This window comes from Campylobacter sp. FOBRC14, assembly GCF_000287855.1.
GTDB lineage: Bacteria > Campylobacterota > Campylobacteria > Campylobacterales > Campylobacteraceae > Campylobacter_A > Campylobacter_A curvus.
In genome coordinates, this window is sequence record NZ_ALJJ01000016.1 from 130,475 (window position 1) to 151,770 (window position 21,296).

Genomic DNA, 21,296 nt, shown 5'->3' on the forward strand with positions numbered 1-21,296 from the left:
ATTTCCCTTTCAAATGCTAGGCGCACTTTTGATCTATTTTAGCCCGAATTTAGCAAAGATCTCTTTTGAACGAGGTGTTTTTAGCTCGTCCAAAAATTTAGCGCAATTAGCATTTTTATCGCAGCTAGCAAGCTTTGCCGCGCTGATGAAAACGGGGCTATAAAGGCTCTCGTCGATGTAGATGACCGAGCCAAATTCGCCCTTTCTAGCCTCCGCCTCGGTCGAGTTGATAAAGCCAGCATCAACTTCGCCGTTTAGCACGTATGTAACGACTTGCGGCACGCCGGCGACGGCTAAAATTTTAGGCGCGAGCTCACTTTCAAGCTTTGCGTTTTTCAAAAATTCCACCGTGCGGATGCCGTAAATCGCCTTTTTAGCGTCAGGCATCGCGATCTTGGCTAAATTTTTAAGCTCACTCGCGTCCTTTATCTGCTTGCCCTTTGGCGTGACGAGCACGAGACCTGCCTTGCCGATGCGCTCGTAGCCTTTGATGTCAAGGTCGGTTTTCTTTAAAAACGCCTCGTCGCCCACGATGAGCGCCATGTCGCTTTGCTTTGCCTGAGCCGTGATCTGGGCTAAATTTGCAAACGCGCCCTCGACATTCACGCCATCTTTTTTGAGATTTTCGATGACCGCGGTCACAGGCTTTTTAAAACCGCCACCAGCGCCGATTAGAAGGCTATCCGCACCAAAAACAAATACCGCTGCCAGCGATAAAAACAATAACTTTTTCATTGTCCCTCCTAAATAGAATTTGGCTTTAATGGTATAAAATATATTATTATATATTGATAAATTTAGGGATAAAATGCGCTGCTAGCAACATAAAAACAAAATTTCCAAAGCTCAAACGAGCCTTGGAAATTTTAAAATTTAAAACGACCAGCTAAATTTAGCGTTGATGCCGTTTGACTTGACGTCGCTTCCGAATGCTCCGACGTAAGATAGCCTTAAATAGGCATTTTTAAATATATTTGCCTCTACGCCAGCATCTACCGTCGTTAGATCTTTTAGTTCCTCGCCTTCTAGATCTATGCTGCCGTTGCTGCCTAGGCTGACAGTCGTGCTGGGAGCTTTTTGACCAAATAGCCTATTATAGGCTATATTTGCATTTGCATTAAATATGCCAAACGCATAGCTCGGGTTTATGCCGATAGTCGCTATGCCGATGTCTCTGCTGTCTTTGCTCGTGCTCATCGTATAAACGCCGATTTGTTGCTGGCTTGATTTTGTTTTTGCATTTATATAGCTAGCTCCTAAATACGGCGTGAGGCTGAAATCCCCGACGCTTATGCCGTTATAGCCGATGTCAGCGTATAGCGTAGCGAGGATCTCTTTATTTTTGACATTGCCGTTTGAGACGTATTGGACGATGCTCGAAGTGCTCTCTTTGTGGCGGTTGCCCTTTGTGTATGTAGCACCGGCGTTTATCCTAAAATCGCCCAGATCAGTTTGGCTATAAACGCCAAAGCTTGAATTTAGCGTTTTATAATCTTTTTGTCCGTCTGATTTGGTGGTCGTTCTGGTAAGCGCTAACACACCGCCAAGCCTCGTGCGATCGCTCAGTGCTCCGTCAGCTCCAAACACCTGAGCGAAAGTTCGAGACTTGATGTCGGTGCTGTCGTATTTGAAGTTATGAGCCATCGTAGCAGTCCAGAAATTTAGCCCGCTCTCTTTTTGATCGACGTTCGTAGCGGCCAAATTCGCTTTGTGATTAGAGATGATGTTTCTTAGCAAGATGGCGTTTAGCACGGATGTGTTTTGTGCGGCGAAATTCGCATCGTTTGCAAGCGTTTTAAAGGTATCTCTGGCTTGTTGCGGAGTAGCGATGAGTAAATTTCTATATAAATCGCTCGTTTTAAGCCTGCTAGTGGCTGCGGATCTAAAGCCAGCACCGGCATTTGAAGCGGGCAACACAGCCGAATCCCCTATAAATTTAGCTATCCTGTTTTGATTTGCCGAGCTTACAAAGTCGATCATCGTTTTATCATTTTTCTTGACGGATATCTTTAGCTTGCTGGCGCTAAATTCCTCCTTCGTAAGATCAAAAAATGCATACTCTTGGGCGAAATTTGCATTTTCATATCCGTTAAAGACACCCTGAGCGCTATAGCCTTTTTTAACCAACGAAGAGTTCATCATCTCTACCAGATCGTCGGCACTTGGACTGATGCCTACTAGCGAGCCTTTGTTAAAGGTGATATCTACGTTCGAGCTGCCCGGCCTTGAAAGTAAAAACGCACCGCCGCTGTTTATAGTGGCTTTTACAACATCGGTCGTGCTGTCTTTTGTATTTTCGTACCAGCCGTTGCTTGAAGGAGTGTAGTAGGTCCTGCTTTTTAAAATTTCAAGTGCGCCGCCATTTTCTACGATAATTTTACTATTTTTCAAGGATTGATTCAGGGCTGAAATTTTACCGCCATATATCGTGGTCGTTCCCGTAAATGAGTTGTCTCCGACCAAAGTCAGCGTGTCCAGTCCTCTTTTTACCAGTGAGCCCTCGTATCCCTCAGCCGCTCTTAAAGCTCTTGCTTTCTCTCTGGCTGCTTCCATGGTTAGCTCCGCTTTTTCTTCGGCGCTTAAATTTGCCTTTGATTCAAGCACGGCTTTTCTAGCTGCCCAAGTAGCCGCGTCGTTATCATCTTCTGTCTTTCTAAATTTTATCGCAGTATCGGAGATGTTATTTGACCAGATATCATCAATGTTCATCGTTACGTCGAATTTTCCTAGGAATTGCCCCGGACCAAACATAGCCTTGCCAAGATCAAGTATGCCCCAGCCCCAAACCTCACTAGGCACGCCAGCTCCTTGGCTGCCCCAGCGTTCAAGAGGTTTGCCTTCAAGTCCTGGTCTAAGAGTGTATTGTCTAGCTGTGGTTAGCATAACATCACGTGCTTGGGATACGCTAAGATATGGATAACGCTGGAAGATAATACCTAATGCGCCTGAGACGTGTGGGGCGGCTGAGCTTGTTCCACCGCCACTTTCGTAGATCGAATTGCCGTAGTTATCAGGATGGACGACATCGACGTTTGCCGCGTATATCGACTCAGATGGAGCTGCGATAGTCCACCACTTTGAGTGCCCTGCTTGGTTAAATTCTTGAATGTCCGCGAATGGCTTATCATCATTTATGTATTGATTTTTGTCGTTTGGATAGCCCACATCGCCCGTTTGTCCTGTCACGTTTATCCAGTATTTCTCAGCGTCTGGGCGGGAATACGGCAACATCGCACGCGTGAAGCTTTCTTGCATCAAGCTTCTGTTTCCAGCCGTGAAAACCTAAATAATCTGCCTTTTCGTCGCTACTTCGTAAGCCGCGTCTAAAAAGGTCTTTTGCCCGCCGCTAACAAACTGATAATACGCCTGCTTAGCTGTGTCTAAATTTTTAAGATAGATGTGATCGCCCGGCTCATTCGTCTCCACCGCACCATTTACTTCGTTGTAATAGACATCATACTCAGGCACATATCGCCAGTCCCAGTTAGGCGAGTATCCGCGCGCGCCTTTGTAGGACGAATTTACGCGTCTATTCGAGCCCCAGCTATTGTTTATGACCTTCAAGCCTTTATCGGCCATAGCGGTGTAGGCAGCTAGGAAGTAGTTGTAGTCTTGACTTGGTCCGTAAGTCATGTTGTCGTTGCCACCGGTATTTGCGGAGTATAAATTTGACCCAAATGCTATGCCGTGCGTACCGATGCCGTTTCTGCTTGAAGCCATTATCGCGCCTACATGCGTGCCGTGAGAGTCGTTTTGGATCCTGATGTACTCGCCACCGATGTCAAATTTTTCGCCTTTTTTAAATTTACCATTGTCTGTTTTATCAAAATTTTGATATGGCGTCGCATAGCTCGTGCAAGGATAGAGTATCGTGGTCGGCTTATTTTTATCGATTGGCCCATTGCCGTAGGCTGCGTCAGGGTAGCGCATGCCGTCTGCGTAGTAAGTGCCGCTAGTCCTCACGCCCTTTATCCTGCCGTCATTTAGGTCTGGGTGGCTAAGTAGCATACCTGAGTCCATGACGCCTATGTTTATGCCCTTGCCGTCAAAGCCCATGGCGTAGGCGGTCGAGGTGTTCATCGAGGTTAAGCCCCAGTCCTTTTTATACTCCGCGCTCTCCCAGCTGCTGGTGTTGCCCGCGACGCCTGCTTCTGTGTAGGCGTTTGCACTCATAGCTGAAAGCAAAATACAGGTCAGCACCGATATTGTCGGTAAATTCGAATGCTTTTTGACACACGAATTTACAATTTTAGATTATATGTGGTTATGCATCCATTGTCCTTTCGTTACAAAAATTTTAGAATTGCATTATTTTATAATACTTAAAGTTAAAAATTAATTATAAAAAATAAGGAAATCTGGTAGACATATCAAGAATTTATGCTTAAATTTAAATTATGCTATAATCGCTTAAATTTAATTAAGGATAAAAAATGGGATTAAAAAGCGACAGGTGGATACGCGAAAAGAGTTTGAACGAGCAGATGATCGTGCCCTTTTGCGAGGAGCAAGTCGGGCGCGGGGTCGTGAGCTACGGCGTGAGCAGCTACGGATACGACATCCGCGTGGGAAACGAGTTTAAAATTTTCACAAACGTTGGCGGGACGGTCGTCGATCCAAAGAATTTCGACGAGAGAAATGTAGTCGATTTCGTCGGAGACGTGTGCATCGTGCCGCCAAATTCCTTCGCTCTCGCACGCACGGTGGAGTATTTTAATATGCCTGATAATGTGCTCGCCATCTGCCTTGGCAAAAGCACTTACGCGCGCTGCGGTATCATCGTAAATGTAACGCCGTTTGAGCCCGGATTTAAGGGGCATATCACGATCGAGATCTCAAATACGACGCCGCTACCGGCTAAAATTTATGCAAACGAGGGTATCGCGCAGGTGCTATTTATCGAGGGTGACGAGCCTTGCGAGGTGACGTATGCCGACAAAAAAGGCAAATATCAAGCACAAGAGGGAATAACACTACCGAGGATATTAAAGTAAAATTTTAAAATTAAAAGGTTCCGTTAAAATTATAGTATTGATGCGCTTGGTGAAGCTAACTCGCAAAGCATAGTCATAAATTTATAATTTTAAAATTTGGCATTAAATTTGCATTGTGAAATTTTAATAAGATAAATTTAAAGTAAGGCGAAGTATTTCGAGATGGATTTAAATGTTGCGATGAAATTTTCGAGGGAGATAAGACACGCAGTCTATCGACCAAGAAAATTTCAAGCTCATTTAAAGACGCTCGAAAGACAAGCCGTTTCAAAGGACAAAAGATGTTTGATGGTAAAAATATTTTAATTACCGGCGGCACCGGCAGTTTTGGCAAAAAATACACCGAAATTTTGCTCTCCAAATTTAAGCCAAACAGGCTCATCATCTACTCTCGCGACGAGCTCAAACAATACGAAATGGCGCAGGTTTTTAATGACAAAGCGATGCGTTATTTCATTGGCGACGTGCGCGACGCAGATCGCTTGAAAACGGCAATGAACGGCGTTGATTACGTTATTCACGCAGCAGCGATGAAGCATGTGCCTATCGCCGAATACAACCCGATGGAGTGCATAAAAACCAATATAAATGGTGCGCAAAATGTCATCGACGCGGCTTTGGCGTGCGGCGTGAGCAAGGTCATCGCACTTTCAACTGACAAAGCGTGCAATCCGGTAAATTTATACGGCGCGACGAAGCTTGCCAGCGATAAGCTCTTCGTCGCGGCAAACAACATCACGGGCAGCAAGAAAACACGTTTTAGCGTCGTTCGCTACGGCAACGTCGTGGGCTCGCGAGGCTCAGTCGTGCCGCTGTTTAAAAAGCTCATAGCCCAGGGCGCGCAGGAGCTGCCGATCACGCACGAAAAGATGACGCGATTTTGGATCACGTTAGAGCAAGGCGTAAATTTCGTGCTGAAAAACTTCGAGCGTATGCGCGGAGGCGAAATTTTCATCCCTAAAATTCCATCGATGACGATGCTTGATCTCGCCCGTGCGCTCGCGCCAAATTTAGGCGTGAAGATCATCGGTATCCGTCCGGGAGAGAAGATGCACGAGGTGATGGTCGGCAAGGACGACGCGCACCTCACATATGAATTCGCCGATCACTACGTCATCAGCCCCTCTATCCAGTTTCAGACCGCACAGGACTTCTCGCAAAATATGCTCGGTGAAAAGGGCACGCTCGTGGCGGACGACTTCGAGTACAGCTCAAATACAAATAAAATTTGGCTTGACCGCGAGGGGCTTTTGGAGATGATAAAATGATACCTTACAGCAGACAAAGTATCAACGAGAGCGACATCGTAGCGGTCGTTTCCGCGCTAAAAGACGACATTTTAACGGGTGGGGAGAAGGTAGGCGAATTTGAACGAGCGATCGCTGAATACGTCGGGGTAAAGCACGTTGTAGCGATGAATTCGGCGACCTCGGCACTGCACGCGGCGTATCTGGCTCTTGGCGTGCGTGAGGGTGATGAAGTCATCACCACACCGATCACGTTTGCAGCGACGGCAAATGCGGCTTTGATGGCGGGAGCGGAGGTTAAATTTTGCGACGTCAAAGCGGACGGCAACATCGACGAGAGCAAGATCCCCGCACTCATCACGCCGCGCACAAAGGTCATCACGGCAGTCGATTTTGGTGGCAATCCAGCAAACATAGAGCAAATTTTAAAGCTCGCCAGAGAGAGAAATTTAAAGGTCATTGACGACGCCTCACATGCGCTTGGCAGCTCTCTTAACGGTGCGAAAGTGGGCGCGCAGGCTGACATTAGCATTTTTAGCTTTCACCCCGTTAAGCCTCTTACAACGCTTGAAGGCGGCGCAGTTGCGACAAACGACGATGAGCTGGCGAATTTAGCCCGCCTTTACCGCAGCCACGGCATCACGAAAAAACGCCTCTGGAACAGCGATATGAGCGTGCTAGGATACAACTATCGCCTAAGCGACGTCGCCTGCGCGCTGGGGCTAAATCAGCTAAAACGCCTAGACGCGATGATAGCTCGCCGGGGCGAAATAGCCGCGTTTTACGACGAAAAATTTGCCAAAAACCCGTATTTTAGCACCATCAAAATTCCAAACGATATGGTAAGCTCGCGCCACCTTTACGCGATTTTGCTCTTCTCGCAGCTTTGGTGCGCCAAAGAGGACATTTTCGCCGCACTGCACGAGCGAGGCATCGGCGTGCAGGTGCATTACAAGCCAACTTACAAATTTAGCTTTTACCGCGACCGCTACGGCGAGACCCTGCTACCAGGCGCGGAGGAGTTTTACAATGCCGAGCTTAGCATCCCGTGCCATCAGGGCATGAGTGATGCGGACGCGAAATTTGTCGCCGAAAATTTGCTGGAAATTTTGGCTAAATTTGACACTGGTTGCAGAGTATGAGGATACGAAATTTAGCGACTAGCGCGGCTTTGGGGCGCAAAAAGGACGATCGATGAAGCTTTGCGTCATCCCGGCTCGCGGCGGTAGCAAGCGTATCCCGCACAAAAATATCAAGGACTTTTGCGGCAAACCGCTGATCGCTTACAGTATCGAAGCGGCGGTAAATTCAGGCGTATTTGACGAAGTGATCGTCAGTACAGATGATGAAAATATTGCCAAATTAGCGCGGGAATTTGGCGCGAAAACGCCCTTTATGCGCGAGGCGAATTTAAGCGACGACTTCGCCACGACAAGCGACGTGATGAAAGACGCCGCACTCAAAACGAGCGAAAATTTTCAGACGATATGCTGCCTTTACGCGACCGCACCGCTTTTGACGAGTGAAATTTTACGTGAGGCGAGCGAGAAATTTGAGACCGAGCAGTGTGAGTTTTTATTTGCCGCGACGCAGTTTGATTTCCCTATTCAGCGCGCAGTGAAGCTTGACGCAAACGGCGCGGTGAGTATGTTTTACCCGCAGTTTGAGAGGACGCGCTCGCAGGACTTAGAGCGTGCGTATCACGACGCGGGGCAGTTTTACTTTGGCAAGCGTGCGGCGTGGCTGGCGAGCAAGGCAATATTTGCGCCGCATTCCAGGGCGTTTTTGCTGCCGCGAAATTTAGTCTGCGACATTGACACGATGGACGATTTTGAATTCGCCCAAAAACTTTACAAGATAAATCATGAAATTTGAAGAGCTCGTAAATCTAAAAATCCTCATCAGAGCCGACAGCTCCGCAGAGATCGGGCATGGACACATCAGACGCGATCTGGTGCTAGCCAAAAAATTTAAAGACGTAAGCTTTGCTTGTTTGCCGCTGGCGGGCGACCTCATAGGCGAGATACCCTACCCCGTTTTTACGCTGCAAAACGGTAGCATAGACAAGCTGATCGCGATCATAAACGAGCAAAATTTCGAGCTTGTTTTCATCGATCACTATGGCTTCACGCCAAAAGACGAAAAAGCGATAAAAGAGCGCACGAGCGCGAAGATCTGCTGCTTTGACGATACGTATGAGCCGCATTTTTGCGACTTCGTGCTAAATGTAAATTTATACGCCGACGCGAAAAAATATCAAAATTTGCTCCCCGCGCAGTGCGAAGTTTTTTGCGGAGAAAATTTTATACTCGTGAGGGATGAGTTTTACGCCGAGCGGGAGAAAAAGCGGGAGAAAATTTATGACTTTTGCATCGCATTTGGCGGCACGGATACGCTAAATTTAAGCCAAAAGGTAGTACTCGCGCTACTTCACAAAAATGCAAAATTTAAGCTCGCCATCATCACGACAAATGCAAATGAAAATCTAAAAGATCTGAAAATACTAGCCAAAATTTATCCGAATTTATCGCTTTTCATTGACTCAAACGAGGTCGCAAAGCTGATGAATGAAAGCCGCGAGCTCATCATCCAAGCAAGCTCGCTGGTAAATGAAGCCATAGTTTTGCGCGCTAAATTTAAAGCCGTCAAGACCGCGCAAAATCAAGACGAAATGGCGCAGTGGCTGGGCGAAAACGGTTATGAAATTTTTGACGCGAGTAAAATATGTGCGAACTTATAAATTTCACGCAGCTAAGCCCCGACGAAGCCGAAATGATCCTCGCGTGGCGCAACGACAAGCGAGTGGCGAAATTTATGAAAACGAAATTTATCAGCCGCGAGAGCCATTTTAAATTTTTACAAAATTTAAAAGATGGTGGCGACAAGCGATATTTTTTAGTAAAAGACGGCGGATACGTCGGTGTGATCGACTTTACGAACATTACGGATGAAAGCTGTGAGTTCGGACTTTACGCAAATCCCGAGCTTAAAGGGGTCGGTAAAATTTTGATGTCAGCCGTTTTAAAATACGCTTTTGAGATTTTGGGCGTCGAAGAGCTGCGAGCATGTGCATATAAGGGTAACGCCGCCGCGCTCGGGCTTTATGAAAAATTTAAGCTTTTGCCCTGCGGCGAAGATGAAGAATTTTTATACCTAAAAATCACGCAAAATAGCTATAATACCGCAAAAGGCAACTCATGAAAATATCAAATTTCGACACCGCAAAAAAGGTCTTCATCATAGCCGAGCTCTCGGCAAACCATAGCGGCAGCCTGCAAACCGCGCTTGCGACGATAAAGGCAGCGGCGCGGGCGGGCGCAGACGCGATAAAACTGCAAACTTATACGCCAGATAGCCTCACGCTAAACTGCGCAAAAGAGGATTTTATGGTGCATGGCGGGCTTTGGGACGGGCGAAATTTATATGAGCTCTACGCGGAGGCTCTCACGCCCTACGAGTGGCACGAGCAGCTTTTTGAAGCGGCGCGGGCAGAGGGGCTTATCTGCTTTTCTAGCCCATTTTGCGCGGCGGATGCGGACTTTTTAGAGCGGTTTGACCCGCCAGCCTACAAGATAGCAAGCTTTGAGGCAAACGATCCGAATTTCATCGCGCATGTGGCTAAAAAGGGCAAACCGGTCATCATCTCAACGGGCATCGCCACGCTTAAAGAGATAGAGCGCGCGGTAAAAATTTGCCGTGAAAATGGCAACGATCAGATCGCGCTTTTAAAATGCACGTCAAGTTACCCCGCCCCGCTAAATGAGATGAATTTGCGCACGATCACGGATATGAAAGAGCGATTTGGCGTAGAGGTGGGCTTTTCAGACCATACGCTTGGTTCACTCGCCCCTGTCGTCGCCGTGAGTCTTGGTGCGCGTATCGTGGAGAAGCACTTTATCCTTGATAAAAGCGTGCGAAGCGTCGATGAGGCGTTTAGTCTCGACGAGGCGGAATTCGCTCAAATGGTAAAAGCGGTGCGCGACGCGGAGGCGCTTTTGGGCGAGACGAGCTACGAGCTTAGCGAAAAATCGATAAAAAATAGAAATTTCGCTCGCTCGCTTTATGCTAGTGCGGACATAAAAAAAGGTGAAATTTTCAGCGAAAATAACGTAAAATCAGTGCGCCCGGGCTTTGGGCTGGAACCAAAATTTATGCCCCGGCTACTTGGCAAAACGGCAAAACGAGACATCGAATTTGGCGAACGGATAACGAAAAAGGATCTATAAAAGGATACAAAATGGATAAAAAGCAGGACGAAGCAAAGCAAACAAAGGCTTCACAAGATATAATCAATCCTATATTTAAGAAAAATCTTCAAGCGCTCTTTCAGCAAGATGAAATTTTAGCCGCTCGTTTATTTAGCATGCAAGAGCAGGAAAAATACGAAGTTTTCATAAGTAGCAAAGACATCATCGATATAAACATCATCGATAAAAAAACACTAAAATACATCTACGACAATCCCGCAAAAGATATCTACGATATGCTAGATACGCTAGAAAAAGAGTATAAGCGCTATCCGATAATGTATTTTTACGGGCTTGGAAACGGGGTGCTTTACAAGGCTTTGTTATACAATCAAACTCACAAGAAGATCGTTGTAGTCGAGCCGGAGCTTGAGATAATTTATATAGTTTTAAATATGATAGATCTATCTGAGGAGCTAGCGAGCGAGCGTCTTTTGTTGTTTTACTCGAAATTCAGTACATATACGCAGTTTTACTATATGATTTCAAATGAGGAATTTAGCGTATATGCCAAAATCTACGACCTCCATATCCACACGATCTTTTACGATCAGTTTGCGCAGGACTATCAAAGAGTGAATAAAGACTTTACAAGGGCGATATCTCAAGTAGTCGTAAGCCAAGGAAACAGCATAGATGACAACCTGCAAGGGATAGAGCAAAATATAAAAAATTTACCCGATATGATCACTGGATATTCGTATACAAAGCTCATCAAAAAACGCTATAAGCTCATGGATACGGCCATAATAGTCTCGACAGGGCCAAGCCTAGATAAACAGCTAGCTACACTCAAGAAATTCGTTCCATACGCTACTATCATAAGCCTAGACGCATCATATCCGATACTGGCAAAACACGGCATCGTGCCAGACTATGTCACCTCGATAGAGCGTGTCGAAGCTACGTCAAGCTTTTTTAAGAAGCGCTACGGGAAATTTGATAAAGATATCTACTTTATCGTGGCATCACTGACGCATAGACAAACCATAGAAAACATCAAGCCAAGAAGACTGGTGCTGACTATGCGGCCGCAGCAAAGCGAGCTTATATTTAAGCTAGATGACTACGGATACCTCGGTATAGGCCACTCCACTGCAAATCAAGCCTATCAACTAGCCTATGTCCTAGGACATAAAAATATAGTGCTCATCGGCCAAGACCTAGCCTTCGCTCCCGATGGCTCTAGCCATGCTAAGGGTCACGCGTTCGCCCAGGCGGACGAATACCTTTACGTTCCCGCGTACGGCGGCGAGGGGGAGGTCCGCACGACCTACGTTTGGGATAAATTTAAAAACCAATTTGAAAACGATATAGAAGAGTCTAGCAAAGAGGGAGTCATCACCTATAACTGCACCGAGGGCGGTGCTAGGATCGCAGGAGCGACAGAAAAGCCGTTTTTAGAGACGATGAACGAGCTTTGCAAAGATAAAAAAATAAAAAATCTCCCAAATATCAACATAGTAAATGAAAAAATGGCCAATAAAAATCTACTCAAAGCCTATGATTTCATCTATAAAAAATTGCAGGCCCAAGAGACCGTCAAATCAAAGATCGAGCAAGGATTTTTAAGCGTCGTAAAGGATATCGATGCGATGCTAGAGCTACGTGATGAGGACAAGGTAAATGAAAAAATGTTTGGCAAGCTTGTCAAAATTTCAAACAAAATAGACAAAGTCAAAAATTTTGTCTCATCAAAAAGATTTCAAAAGTATATCGAAAATATCTTGACTATATCGGTATATTTTCAAGAGCTTGAGCTAGCTAAAATTTCCGTCGCGCCAAGCGATACGACTATGCAAAAAGTCAATAAACTGCTTGAGTGGATCGAAATGCATAAATACTGGCTGTTTTCAGCCGCAGGAGGCATAAACGCCGAGATAGAAACGACGAAAAAAGCCTCTAAAAATTTAGTAAAAGAGCTAAAAAAACGTGGCATCATGCCTGGATACTCACTGCCAAAGCTAAAAGATAAATTTCAATTTCGCTAGGAGTAAAATTTAAAGGCGAGCTTAGAGTTTGCCTTTAAATTTTAAACTCTTACGATTTTTAATAGCGGCTCAAACGAATACATCGCAGAGCGGCTGCCTGATGCCTCTTGCAATACATTTAAAAGTCCATTTTTTTCGAGCTCTTTTGTTATCTTTGCTGCGGCTTGTTTTGGTATGCCGCTTTTGTTCGTAAAGGCGCTGTTTTTAAATATCGGGGTCGTGAAAATAAAATCTAGCGTATGGACTACAAATTTATGATTTAAAATTTCGCCAAATTTGCCCTTCATCTCCTCGTATAAATTTTTTATCTCTAAGGCTTTGTCTAGATTTTTCCTAGCCTGCTCGCTTATAGCATCAAGGAAAAATACGCACCAGCCAGTCCAGTCATCATTTTCGCTCACATTTCTCATTGCGTCGATATATCTATCTTTGTGCTCTTCAAAGTATTCGCTTATGTAAAAATGCGGCGCATTAAGTAGTCCACTTTGCCAAAGCATAAGAGTTATCAGCATCCTGCCTATCCTGCCGTTTCCATCCTTAAAGGGATGCAAGGACTCAAACTCAACATGTGCCAAGGCTACTTTTATCAGCTCTATTTCATCATTGTTATTTATATACATGGCTAAATTTCTCATCCCGCTTTGAGTCATCTGTGGATTTATCGGTACAAAGAGTATCTTATTTTTATGTGCTAGATAGTTTTGCTCGCTTTTGTATTCGCCCGGTGTCTTTGTAGCGCCTCTACCAAGACTTAAAAGCATTTGATGAGTTTGTCTTATCAAAAACTCATCTATCTTGTATCCGTCATTTATCATTTTCTGAGCCGTTTTTAAGGCTCTTTTGTATAATACGGTCTCAATTACATCGGCTCTTGTTTCTGGGTCATCGCTATTTTCATCAAAATTTGCCTCATATTGCAGTATCTCATCTAGCGTGCTTATCGTCCCTTCCATCCTTGATGATAAGACCGCTTCTTTATTTATCAAAGGAGCTAAGAAAATTTCACTATTTTGCATATTTAGTATCATCTGATCGTATCTGGCTAGCACCTCAGTAGCTTTTATGATATGTGGCATTAAAATTTTATAGTCTAAATTTTGCGGTGGGAATTTATCATAGTGATATTTGACGGCCTCACTCATATCAAATTTCATTTTGTTTCCTTTGTTTGTCAAATTTTATCAACAAAATTTTTTGTATATCAAAATTTGCAAATTATTATACACAAAAATTTTTATATATAAATTTTAATAGATAAAACAAGAAAAATTTCATAGAAATAAAAAAGGCTAAGGCGGCTTTCGCCGACCTTAGCCCTGAGTCTAACACCTTTGCGTAAGGGGCGGAAAGCCCGCCTGCCCGCAATGCACTAACTAAATTATTGAAGTAGTTTCAATACGTTTTGTTGAACGCTGTTTGCTTGGCTCATAGCATAAGCACCTGATTGAGCTAGGATATTATGCTTAGAGAAAGTAGCTGACTCGCTAGCGAAGTCAACGTCACGGATTTGGCTCTCAGCAGATTTAACGTTTACTTGAGTAACAGTTATGTTATTTACTGTTGCTTGGAGCTGATTTTGAACAGAACCAAGGTCAGAGCGAACTAAGTCAAGTGTCTTTTGAGCTGACTCGGCTATACTCATAACAGCCATAGCACCGCGTAGTGTCATAACGCCTGCTGATTGAGCGACAGTTATGATCTTGCTCATTCTTTGGAAGCCCATAGCAGTAGCTAGTTTGCCTTCTATTTGACCACGAACATCTCTTAGAGATACTGATTGTTGAGAACCGCCATCTTTACTAAATGCATCATCAGCAAATTTACCAGCACCGCTAGTGCTTATCTTTATATCGCGTCCGTCAAGTCTAACTAGGTTTAGTCTACCTACAAAGCCACTTAAATGGGCCTTACCACCAAGACCACCACTTATCTTGTCACCTTTTACTTGTATAGCGCGACCGTCACGGCTGGTAAGAACCATTTTACCGCTTTCTGCATCTACTGAGGCTTCAACACCGGTTTGATCTTTTACAGAGTTGATAGCATTTACTAGAGCGCCGTTGCTGTCGTTTGCTTTTACTTCAAGATCGCCGATCTTTACGCCGTTTATTGTAAGGCTCTTAATTAAACCTCCAGATATAGCTTTTGAAGCTTTCCAAGTAACATCATAAGTAGCACGAACACCAGTTTTATCAGCTACTTTGTTGATATTTTCAGCCAAAGCACCGATACCTTTACCTATACCTGTTGATATAGTAGCAGCTGTAACACCTACATCATTTACACCATCTACGTTCAAGAATTTAAGATTTACAGCTCCCATAGCCGTCAAAAGCTTTGAGCTCTCAAATCTTGTTAGACCGATCTTGTCAGATGTAGTCGCACCGATACTTGCTTTAACTGTTTGGTTTGAGTAAGCACCGATTTGGAATTCTTTGTTAGAGAATGTTCCGTTTAGGAGTTGTTGTCCGTTGAAAGACGTAGTGTTACCGATGTTGTCTAGCTCCTCCATCAAGCGAACGATGTCAGCTTGAAGTGCTTGACGTGATTGGCTTGTTTGTCCGTCTTGGGCTGATTGAGTAGCTTTAACTTTGATAGTGTCAAGAATTTTAAGCTGCTCGTCCATAGCCTTGTCAGCTACTTGGATGATACCGATAGCGTCGTTACCATTTGCGATAGCTTGACCTAGCGCGCTTGCTTGTGAGCGGAGGCTATCAGCGATAGATAGACCAGATGCGTCATCAGCGGCTGTTTGGATACGAAGACCTGAAGAAAGTTTGTTTAAAGACTTTGATAGGTCAGTGTTGTTGCTAACTGCGTTAGCGTGTGTGTTGAGGGCGTTTACGTTAGTGTTAATACGAAAACTCATTTTAAATCCTTTTAGTTTTTAGTTACGACTTCTTGTCGCACAAAAACTATATCGGAAGCTTTCAAAAAAACTTTAGAGCTAAAAAGAAAAAATTTTAAAAATTTAATAGATTTTCTCTAAATATCGCCAGAAGGACTATTTTATCGTTTTGTTTATCTATAAAATAAGGAATAACATAGCCCTTAAAAATAAAATCTCTGATATCATCGTCATCAAAACTCCATGATTTTCTAAATTTATACGGCATAAAGTCAAGACGACTTAAATTTTCATACAAAGAGTCGGAAAAGCTATCTCTTGAGGCCTTACTTTTTGATCCTAAAAAATTTAAGATACGCTGCAAATGACTTTTGAAGTCGACACTTTCAATGATTTGTATCGTGCCAGCCTGCGCCAAGAGCTGTAAAACCGCTCATATCACCGCTACGATACTGCGCCAAAGTCTTTTTCATCTGTGCTTTTACATCATCAAGGGTCCTAGTATCTTCATATAGCTCTAATGATTCGTCCAAATTCGCCTCTTCTTTACTCACGGTGACCTTTGGATAAAGCTTTGCCATAGCAAGTACCGCTTCGAAAAATGTTTTATCGGCATTTTTTATAGTTAATGTCATATCTTTTCCTTTATATAAAACTAAGTGATTATATCAAAAGCTACCATTAATTATTGTAATATCAGATTTTTTTGTTACAATTACGCCAAAAATTTTAAAAGGCTACGGATGAAAGATCTAATCATTGTAGAGTCGCCTGCAAAAGCACGAACTATAAAAAATTTCCTAAGTAAAAACTACGATGTCATCGCATCTAAGGGGCACATAAGAGACCTGCCCAAAACCAGCTTTGGCATAAAGATCGAGGATGAGAAATTCACGCCAGAATACCGCGTGAGCCTGGATCATTCAAAGATAGTGAAAGAGATAAAAGAGCTCGCCAAGGGTGCAAACGAAATTTACCTCGCAACAGATGAGGATAGAGAGGGAGAGGCGATAGCATTTCACATCGCAAATGCCATCGGTAAAGAGGCCAGCACGCTGCCTCGCATAGTCTTTCACGAGATAACAAAGACCGCTATCGACAACGCCCTAAAACACCCGCGCAAGATCGATATGAACAGTGTAAATGCGCAGCAAGCGCGTAGATTGCTCGATCGTATCGTAGGCTACAAGCTAAGCCCTCTTTTAAATTTAAAGATACAAAAGGGCCTAAGCGCAGGACGCGTGCAAAGCGCTGCACTAAAGATCATCGTCGATCGTGAGCGCGAGATCAGAGCGTTTAAGCCGGTCGAGTATTACAGTATCGATACGAAATTTAAAACCGATCTTGACGCCGAGCTAGTAAAATTTGAAGGCAAAAAGATAGAAAAGCTCACTATTACAAACGCCGATCGCGCCAAATACATAGTAGACGCCCTAAAAAACGAGAAATTTAGCGTCCGCGAGATAGAGAGCAAGGATAGAAAGATCCAGCCAAGTCCGCCATTTATGACCTCTACGCTTCAGCAAAGCGCCTCAAACCGCCTGGGCTTTAGCCCTAAAAAGACGATGATGCTGGCTCAGACGCTTTATGAGGGCGTGCAGACGCACGAGGGCTTCATGGGCGCGATAACGTATATGAGAACGGACAGTCTAAATTTAGCCAAAGAGGCGGTCGAAGCCGCACGCGAGCTGATAAAAAACGAGTTTGGCAAAGACTATCTGCCGCCAAAAGCCGTGCACTACGCCACCAGCTCAAAAGGCGCGCAAGAGGCGCACGAAGCCATACGCCCGACAAATCTAAATTTCACGCCCGAGATCGCGGCGAAATTTTTACAAAAAGACGAGCTGCGCCTTTATACTTTGATATACAATAGATTTTTAGCATGTCAGATGAGCGCGTGCGTGAGCCAAACGCAAAATTTATTCGTCGTAAGCGATAAGGGCGAGTTTAAGATAAGCGGCAGAAAGGTGCTATTTGACGGCTTTTATCGCGTTTATGGTGATATGGATAAGGATAAAATTTTACCAAATCTAAACGTAGGCGATGAGATGAAGCTTGAAAGCATCAAAGAAAGCCAGCATTTCACAGAGCCGCCTGCTCGCTACTCGGAGGCGGGACTTGTCAAAAAGCTAGAGAGCCTTGGCATAGGGCGTCCTAGCACATACGCGCCGACCATCTCGCTACTGACCTCTCGCGAATACGTCAGAGTCGAGAAAAAGCAGCTCATACCAAATGACGTCGCCTTTAGCATGATAGGCGTTTTGGAGGAACACTTCAACGACATCGTAGATAGCGAATTCACCTCACATCTTGAAGAAAAGCTCGATCTCATCGCCGAGGACAAGGCCGACTGGCAAAAGGTGCTGAGCGAATTTTACTATCCTTTCATGGATAAAATTTCAGAGGGCAAAACGGGCATCAAAAGCCTAAAAGTCGCCACTCCGATCGGTGAGAAATGCCCTCAGTGTGGCGGCGAGCTGGTAAAAAGAAAGGGAAGATACGGCGAATTCATCGCATGTAGCAATTTCCCGAAGTGTAAATACTCACGCAACATCACAAGCGAAGCAAACAGCGATACAGGCGTACAAACGGCCGAGCCAAAAGCCAAAAAAGAGCTAGTAAAGCTAGACGTACCATGTCCAAAATGCGGCGGCGTCATTGTGGAAAGGTTTAGCAGACGCGGGAAATTTTACGGCTGCGCCAACTATCCAAAGTGCGACTTTATCAGCAACTACGAGCCGACCGAGCATAAATGTAGCGAATGCGGGTCGATGATGGTAAAAAAAGAGCTCAAAAAAGGGACGTTTTTAGAGTGCACGAAGTGCAAGCACAAAGTCCAGATAGGTGAGAACTGATTGAACGATCTTAAGCTCGGGCTGATCTCGGATAGTCATTTTAAGTCTGACATCGCGCGCGAGGCGATCGAAATTTTAAAGCGCGAGGGAGTGCAGATGCTGCTTCACGCCGGAGACATCGTGGAGCTTGATACGCTTTTAGCTATGCGCGAAAGCGGCCTGGAGTATCGCGCCGTACTTGGCAACAACGATGACGAGCTTGCAAAATTTAAAAGTGAATTCAAGCTTTTCGACGAGCCTTACGAGTTTAAATTTATGGATATCAAAATCGCCCTCATGCATCATCCTAAATTTCTAAATATCGATGCTAATGTCGTAGTTTTCGGTCATACGCATAGCTTTGGCGCGATCATGAAAGACGGCAGGCTTTTTGTAAATCCGGGTGAAATTTGCGGACGGAAATTCGGCAAATTCAGCTTCATGCTACTAGCCTACGACAATCAGGAATTTAGTGCCGTAAGGTTTAGCAGATCGCCAAATGAGAGCCAGTGGCGCAAAGAAACGATAAAGATAGAGAGTGTTTAAATTTTACGGACGAGAGAATTTTAGTATAGTGTTGATTTCTTAAACGAGCGCTTCGCTTCTGCTTTGCAGTTGCAAACGAAGTGAAGCAAAAATCTTGCTCGCTCTACAAAGCGCCAAATTGTAGCACGATTTTTTGCTTCGCAACTGCTTCTTTAAAAGCTGCGAACAAAGTGAAGTAGAGCAGACGACGGTCAGCTACCGCTTTCTTCGCGAAGCCGTATCAACGCTATGTTTTGACAAAGCCATATTCTTAACCTGGTAAAATTTAAGAAAATCAAGTAAAAAGGAAATTCCAATGAAAACCATAATGCTATGCGCCATATCATCTTTGAGTGCGGGCAACTGCTCGGAGGATTGCCATTACTGCACGCAAAGCGCTGGCACTAAGGCCGACATCAAGCGCTACAAACTAAAATCCCCCGAGCAGGTCGTAGACGAGGCCAAAAAGGCATACGCGAACCACGCACTTGGCTTTTGTCTGGTGACTAGCGGAGCGAGACTGGATGATCAAAAGACCGAGCAAGTCGCCCGCATCGCAAGAGCCGTCGGCAAAGAGGTGCCCCAGCTCATGATCATAGCTTGCAACGGTATGGCAAGCTATGAGCAGCTAAAAGAGCTCAAAAATGCCGGCGTTTTTAGCTACAACCACAACCTCGAGACCTCGCGGGATTTTTTCCCGAAAATCTGCACTACGCACAGCTGGGACGAGCGCTGGCAGACAAATTTAGACGCCAAGGCTGCGGGGCTACAGCTTTGCTGTGGCGGTATCTACGGCATCGGCGAGAGTGAGGCCGATCGCGCTAGCTTTCGCGCCAGTCTAAAAGAGCTAGATCCATTCTCCAGTCCGATAAATTTTTTCATCGCCAATCCCGCGCTCAAGATCGATACACCAAGGCTAAGCGTAGATGAGGCGCTAAAGATCATAGACGATACCGCGCTAGCTCTGCCAAATGCACGCATAATGATCGCGGGCGGGCGCGAGGCCGTGCTTGGCGAGCGTCAATACGAAATTTTTGATCACGGCGTAAGCGCGGTCGTGATAGGCGACTACCTCACGACAAAAGGCGAGGAAAGCTGCAAAGATATCGCTAAATTTAAGCAAATGGGCTTTGAATTTGCCAGCAAATGCCATTAGTATTTAACATGGCTATGCGAGCGACGGAGCATTAATCAAATCGTAACCAAGCTTTTATATAATCAAAAAATTTTAAAAAGGATGGCTCTGTTATAATAAATCATTGACACTTGCTTCGCAAACCCTGTTCGCTCCGCAAGGCGCCGAACATATAGCACGATTTACGCGGTCAGCTGTCGCTTCCGTGTAAATCGGCGGCGATAGCGTCGCTTCACAAGGTTTGGCTTCGCTTTTGAAAGCTGAAAATCAATGAAATATTGTAATAGAGCTAAAAGGATACATTTGCAAACCAACGTCGCAAGCGAGCTTAGCATACTTGTCACCCTAGCTTTCATCATTTTCGCATCGCCTTATATCTCTAGGATCTTGCGCGTGCAAGTAGCTCCGGTCGAGATAATGCTAGGCGCGCTCGCAGGCTACATCGGCGTCATCGGCGAAAACGAAATTTTCGGGCTCATTAGCGAGGTAGGCTTTTTCTTTTTGATGTTTTTAGCAGGCATGGAGATAGATCTAAGGATGCTGATAAACATCGACCGCAAAATTTTAAGACTAGGCTGCATCTATCTGGCGCTCATCTACCTGCTAGCAGCCGTGCTGACCTTTAGTTTAGATCTTAGCACGCTTTATATTATCATCATACCGATAATGGCTGTAGGCATGATATTTACGCTGTTTAAAGAGTATGGCAAGCAGCAAGAGTGGCTAAATTTAAGCATGCTGATCGCTACCATCGGAGAGCTCATAAGCATCATGCTCTTAACGTTTGCGGCGGCTTATTTGCAGTTTGGCGCTGGCGTGAAGCTGTGGCTTACTATCACCTATCTAGTCGCGTTTTTAGCACTTAGCGTGCTTGGCTTCAAGCTTTTAAACGTCATATTTTGGTGGTATCCAAGCCTTAAGGTCGTGCTGATGCCTCACTACGACAAGGACGAAAAGGATATCCGCCTCAGCATCGCAGTATTTTTCGCCATGGTCGCACTCATGATATATCTAAATTTAGAGGTGGCGTTTGGTGCGTTTATCGCAGGTATGTTCATCGCGACGTTTTTTGATCACAAAAAAGACCTGCCACACAAGCTAGCCAGCTTTGGCTTTGGCTTTTTGGTGCCGACCTTTTTCGTGCATATCGGCTCGACCTTCAAGCTTGCAAATTTATCCTCGCCTGACGTGCTCGAGCAAGCGGCGTTCATATTTGCCGCGATGCTTGGCTGCAGGCTCGTTGCGAGCGTGGTATTTTTAAATTTGCTTAAATTTAAAGGCATCGTGCTTTACGCACTTTCTCAGTCGATGCCGCTGACACTTCTCATCGCCGTTGCTACGATAGCACACAAAACGGGTGAGATAAGCGAAAATTCTTACACCTCTTTCATCCTAGCAAGCCTTATGCAAGCTATAATATCAACGATAGCAATCAAAATTTTAATGAGCCTTAAAAGCCAAACGAAAGGATAAAC

18 protein-coding genes and 2 pseudogenes are annotated in these 21,296 nt (G+C 44.9%); 12 read left to right on the forward strand and 8 right to left on the reverse strand.

The window, feature by feature from the left end; translation table 11 throughout:
- Positions 1-33: 33 nt before the first annotated feature.
- The 4 genes and pseudogenes from modA to HMPREF1139_RS11890 form a co-directional block, all read right to left on the reverse strand.
- Positions 34-735 carry a molybdate ABC transporter substrate-binding protein gene (gene modA / locus HMPREF1139_RS07950; RefSeq protein ID WP_009650806.1) on the reverse strand — a complete coding sequence of 234 codons (702 nt, stop codon included), beginning with the start codon at positions 733-735 and terminating at the stop codon, positions 34-36.
- Positions 736-873: 138 nt separating this feature from the next.
- On the reverse strand, positions 874-2,883 hold the full coding sequence (locus tag HMPREF1139_RS07955; RefSeq protein ID WP_332247896.1) for an autotransporter domain-containing protein: 2,010 nt from the start codon (positions 2,881-2,883) through the stop codon (positions 874-876).
- Positions 2,869-3,270, reverse strand: a pseudogene (locus HMPREF1139_RS11990) (S8 family serine peptidase); the annotation flags it as partial. The pseudogene HMPREF1139_RS11990 and the gene HMPREF1139_RS07955, both read right to left, overlap by 15 nt.
- 12 nt (positions 3,271-3,282) lie before the next feature.
- Positions 3,283-4,200, reverse strand: a complete 918-nt coding sequence (locus HMPREF1139_RS11890; RefSeq protein WP_232209614.1) for a S8 family serine peptidase — start codon at positions 4,198-4,200, stop codon at positions 3,283-3,285.
- A 233-nt stretch (positions 4,201-4,433) separates the two neighbouring features.
- Between HMPREF1139_RS11890 and dcd the strand changes: the two genes are divergently transcribed.
- From dcd to HMPREF1139_RS07995, 8 genes are all read left to right on the forward strand, one after another.
- Positions 4,434-4,994, forward strand: coding sequence for a dCTP deaminase (dcd, locus tag HMPREF1139_RS07960; RefSeq protein ID WP_009650856.1), 561 nt, complete (start codon positions 4,434-4,436; stop codon positions 4,992-4,994).
- A gap of 281 nt (positions 4,995-5,275) precedes the next feature.
- Positions 5,276-6,262 (forward strand): UDP-N-acetylglucosamine 4,6-dehydratase (inverting), encoded by a 987-nt coding sequence (pseB, locus tag HMPREF1139_RS07965; protein WP_009650907.1) that lies wholly within the window; start codon positions 5,276-5,278, stop codon positions 6,260-6,262.
- Positions 6,259-7,383 carry a UDP-4-amino-4,6-dideoxy-N-acetyl-beta-L-altrosamine transaminase gene (pseC, locus tag HMPREF1139_RS07970; RefSeq protein WP_009650964.1) on the forward strand — a complete coding sequence of 375 codons (1,125 nt, stop codon included), beginning with the start codon at positions 6,259-6,261 and terminating at the stop codon, positions 7,381-7,383. The genes pseB and pseC overlap by 4 nt, the downstream gene beginning before the upstream one ends.
- A 52-nt stretch (positions 7,384-7,435) precedes the next feature.
- On the forward strand, positions 7,436-8,116 hold the full coding sequence (gene pseF, locus HMPREF1139_RS07975) for a pseudaminic acid cytidylyltransferase (RefSeq protein WP_009650819.1): 681 nt from the start codon (positions 7,436-7,438) through the stop codon (positions 8,114-8,116).
- The gene (gene pseG / locus HMPREF1139_RS07980) at positions 8,106-8,981 is read left to right on the forward strand and encodes a UDP-2,4-diacetamido-2,4,6-trideoxy-beta-L-altropyranose hydrolase (protein WP_009650875.1); all 876 of its coding nucleotides are present in this window, start codon (positions 8,106-8,108) and stop codon (positions 8,979-8,981) included. The genes pseF and pseG overlap by 11 nt, the downstream gene beginning before the upstream one ends.
- Positions 8,966-9,442 (forward strand): UDP-4-amino-4,6-dideoxy-N-acetyl-beta-L-altrosamine N-acetyltransferase, encoded by a 477-nt coding sequence (pseH, locus tag HMPREF1139_RS07985; RefSeq protein ID WP_009650842.1) that lies wholly within the window; start codon positions 8,966-8,968, stop codon positions 9,440-9,442. Before pseG ends, pseH begins: the two co-directional genes overlap by 16 nt.
- Positions 9,439-10,467, forward strand: a complete 1,029-nt coding sequence (gene pseI / locus HMPREF1139_RS07990) for a pseudaminic acid synthase (protein ID WP_009650921.1) — start codon at positions 9,439-9,441, stop codon at positions 10,465-10,467. Before pseH ends, pseI begins: the two co-directional genes overlap by 4 nt.
- An 11-nt stretch (positions 10,468-10,478) precedes the next feature.
- Positions 10,479-12,479, forward strand: coding sequence for a motility associated factor glycosyltransferase family protein (locus tag HMPREF1139_RS07995; RefSeq protein WP_009650885.1), 2,001 nt, complete (start codon positions 10,479-10,481; stop codon positions 12,477-12,479).
- A 41-nt stretch (positions 12,480-12,520) separates the two neighbouring features.
- Here HMPREF1139_RS07995 and HMPREF1139_RS08000 read toward each other — a convergent pair whose 3' ends face one another.
- The 4 genes from HMPREF1139_RS08000 to HMPREF1139_RS08015 all read right to left on the reverse strand — a co-directional run bounded on the left by HMPREF1139_RS08000 (position 12,521) and on the right by HMPREF1139_RS08015 (position 15,962).
- On the reverse strand, positions 12,521-13,633 hold the full coding sequence (locus tag HMPREF1139_RS08000; protein ID WP_009650822.1) for a Fic family protein: 1,113 nt from the start codon (positions 13,631-13,633) through the stop codon (positions 12,521-12,523).
- 224 nt (positions 13,634-13,857) lie between these two features.
- On the reverse strand, positions 13,858-15,348 hold the full coding sequence (locus HMPREF1139_RS08005) for a flagellin B (protein ID WP_009650899.1): 1,491 nt from the start codon (positions 15,346-15,348) through the stop codon (positions 13,858-13,860).
- Positions 15,349-15,442: 94 nt separating this feature from the next.
- Entirely contained in the window at positions 15,443-15,727 is a 285-nt protein-coding gene (locus HMPREF1139_RS08010; protein ID WP_169767368.1) for a type II toxin-antitoxin system RelE/ParE family toxin, read from the reverse strand.
- Positions 15,714-15,962 (reverse strand): hypothetical protein, encoded by a 249-nt coding sequence (locus tag HMPREF1139_RS08015; protein ID WP_009650837.1) that lies wholly within the window; start codon positions 15,960-15,962, stop codon positions 15,714-15,716. Before HMPREF1139_RS08015 ends, HMPREF1139_RS08010 begins: the two co-directional genes overlap by 14 nt.
- Before the next feature lie 108 nt (positions 15,963-16,070).
- Here HMPREF1139_RS08015 and topA point away from each other — a divergent pair, with 108 nt between their 5' ends.
- The 4 genes and pseudogenes from topA (at position 16,071) to HMPREF1139_RS08035 (ending at position 21,294) form a co-directional block, all read left to right on the forward strand.
- Positions 16,071-18,182 carry a type I DNA topoisomerase gene (topA, locus tag HMPREF1139_RS08020; RefSeq protein ID WP_009650966.1) on the forward strand — a complete coding sequence of 704 codons (2,112 nt, stop codon included), beginning with the start codon at positions 16,071-16,073 and terminating at the stop codon, positions 18,180-18,182.
- Complete coding sequence (locus tag HMPREF1139_RS08025) at positions 18,183-18,707, forward strand: YfcE family phosphodiesterase (RefSeq protein ID WP_009650778.1); 525 nt, start codon at positions 18,183-18,185, stop codon at positions 18,705-18,707.
- 286 nt (positions 18,708-18,993) lie between these two features.
- Positions 18,994-19,842, forward strand: a pseudogene (locus HMPREF1139_RS08030) (biotin synthase); the annotation flags it as partial.
- A gap of 282 nt (positions 19,843-20,124) precedes the next feature.
- Positions 20,125-21,294 (forward strand): cation:proton antiporter, encoded by a 1,170-nt coding sequence (locus HMPREF1139_RS08035; protein ID WP_009650930.1) that lies wholly within the window; start codon positions 20,125-20,127, stop codon positions 21,292-21,294.
- The last annotated feature ends 2 nt before the right edge of the window (positions 21,295-21,296 follow it).

What these genes read in the sequence shown, in the direction of transcription:
- modA (WP_009650806.1), bottom strand. Translation starts at nt 735, where the DNA reads ATGAAAAAGTTATTGTTTTTATCGCTGGCAGCGGTATTTGTTTTTGGT.
- HMPREF1139_RS07955 (WP_332247896.1), bottom strand. Translation starts at nt 2,883, where the DNA reads ATGCTAACCACAGCTAGACAATACACTCTTAGACCAGGACTTGAAGGC.
- dcd (WP_009650856.1), top strand. Translation starts at nt 4,434, where the DNA reads ATGGGATTAAAAAGCGACAGGTGGATACGCGAAAAGAGTTTGAACGAG.
- pseB (WP_009650907.1), top strand. Translation starts at nt 5,276, where the DNA reads ATGTTTGATGGTAAAAATATTTTAATTACCGGCGGCACCGGCAGTTTT.
- pseC (WP_009650964.1), top strand. Translation starts at nt 6,259, where the DNA reads ATGATACCTTACAGCAGACAAAGTATCAACGAGAGCGACATCGTAGCG.
- pseF (WP_009650819.1), top strand. Translation starts at nt 7,436, where the DNA reads ATGAAGCTTTGCGTCATCCCGGCTCGCGGCGGTAGCAAGCGTATCCCG.
- pseG (WP_009650875.1), top strand. Translation starts at nt 8,106, where the DNA reads ATGAAATTTGAAGAGCTCGTAAATCTAAAAATCCTCATCAGAGCCGAC.
- pseH (WP_009650842.1), top strand. Translation starts at nt 8,966, where the DNA reads ATGTGCGAACTTATAAATTTCACGCAGCTAAGCCCCGACGAAGCCGAA.
- pseI (WP_009650921.1), top strand. Translation starts at nt 9,439, where the DNA reads ATGAAAATATCAAATTTCGACACCGCAAAAAAGGTCTTCATCATAGCC.
- HMPREF1139_RS07995 (WP_009650885.1), top strand. Translation starts at nt 10,479, where the DNA reads ATGGATAAAAAGCAGGACGAAGCAAAGCAAACAAAGGCTTCACAAGAT.
- HMPREF1139_RS08000 (WP_009650822.1), bottom strand. Translation starts at nt 13,633, where the DNA reads ATGAAATTTGATATGAGTGAGGCCGTCAAATATCACTATGATAAATTC.
- HMPREF1139_RS08005 (WP_009650899.1), bottom strand. Translation starts at nt 15,348, where the DNA reads ATGAGTTTTCGTATTAACACTAACGTAAACGCCCTCAACACACACGCT.
- HMPREF1139_RS08015 (WP_009650837.1), bottom strand. Translation starts at nt 15,962, where the DNA reads ATGACATTAACTATAAAAAATGCCGATAAAACATTTTTCGAAGCGGTA.
- topA (WP_009650966.1), top strand. Translation starts at nt 16,071, where the DNA reads ATGAAAGATCTAATCATTGTAGAGTCGCCTGCAAAAGCACGAACTATA.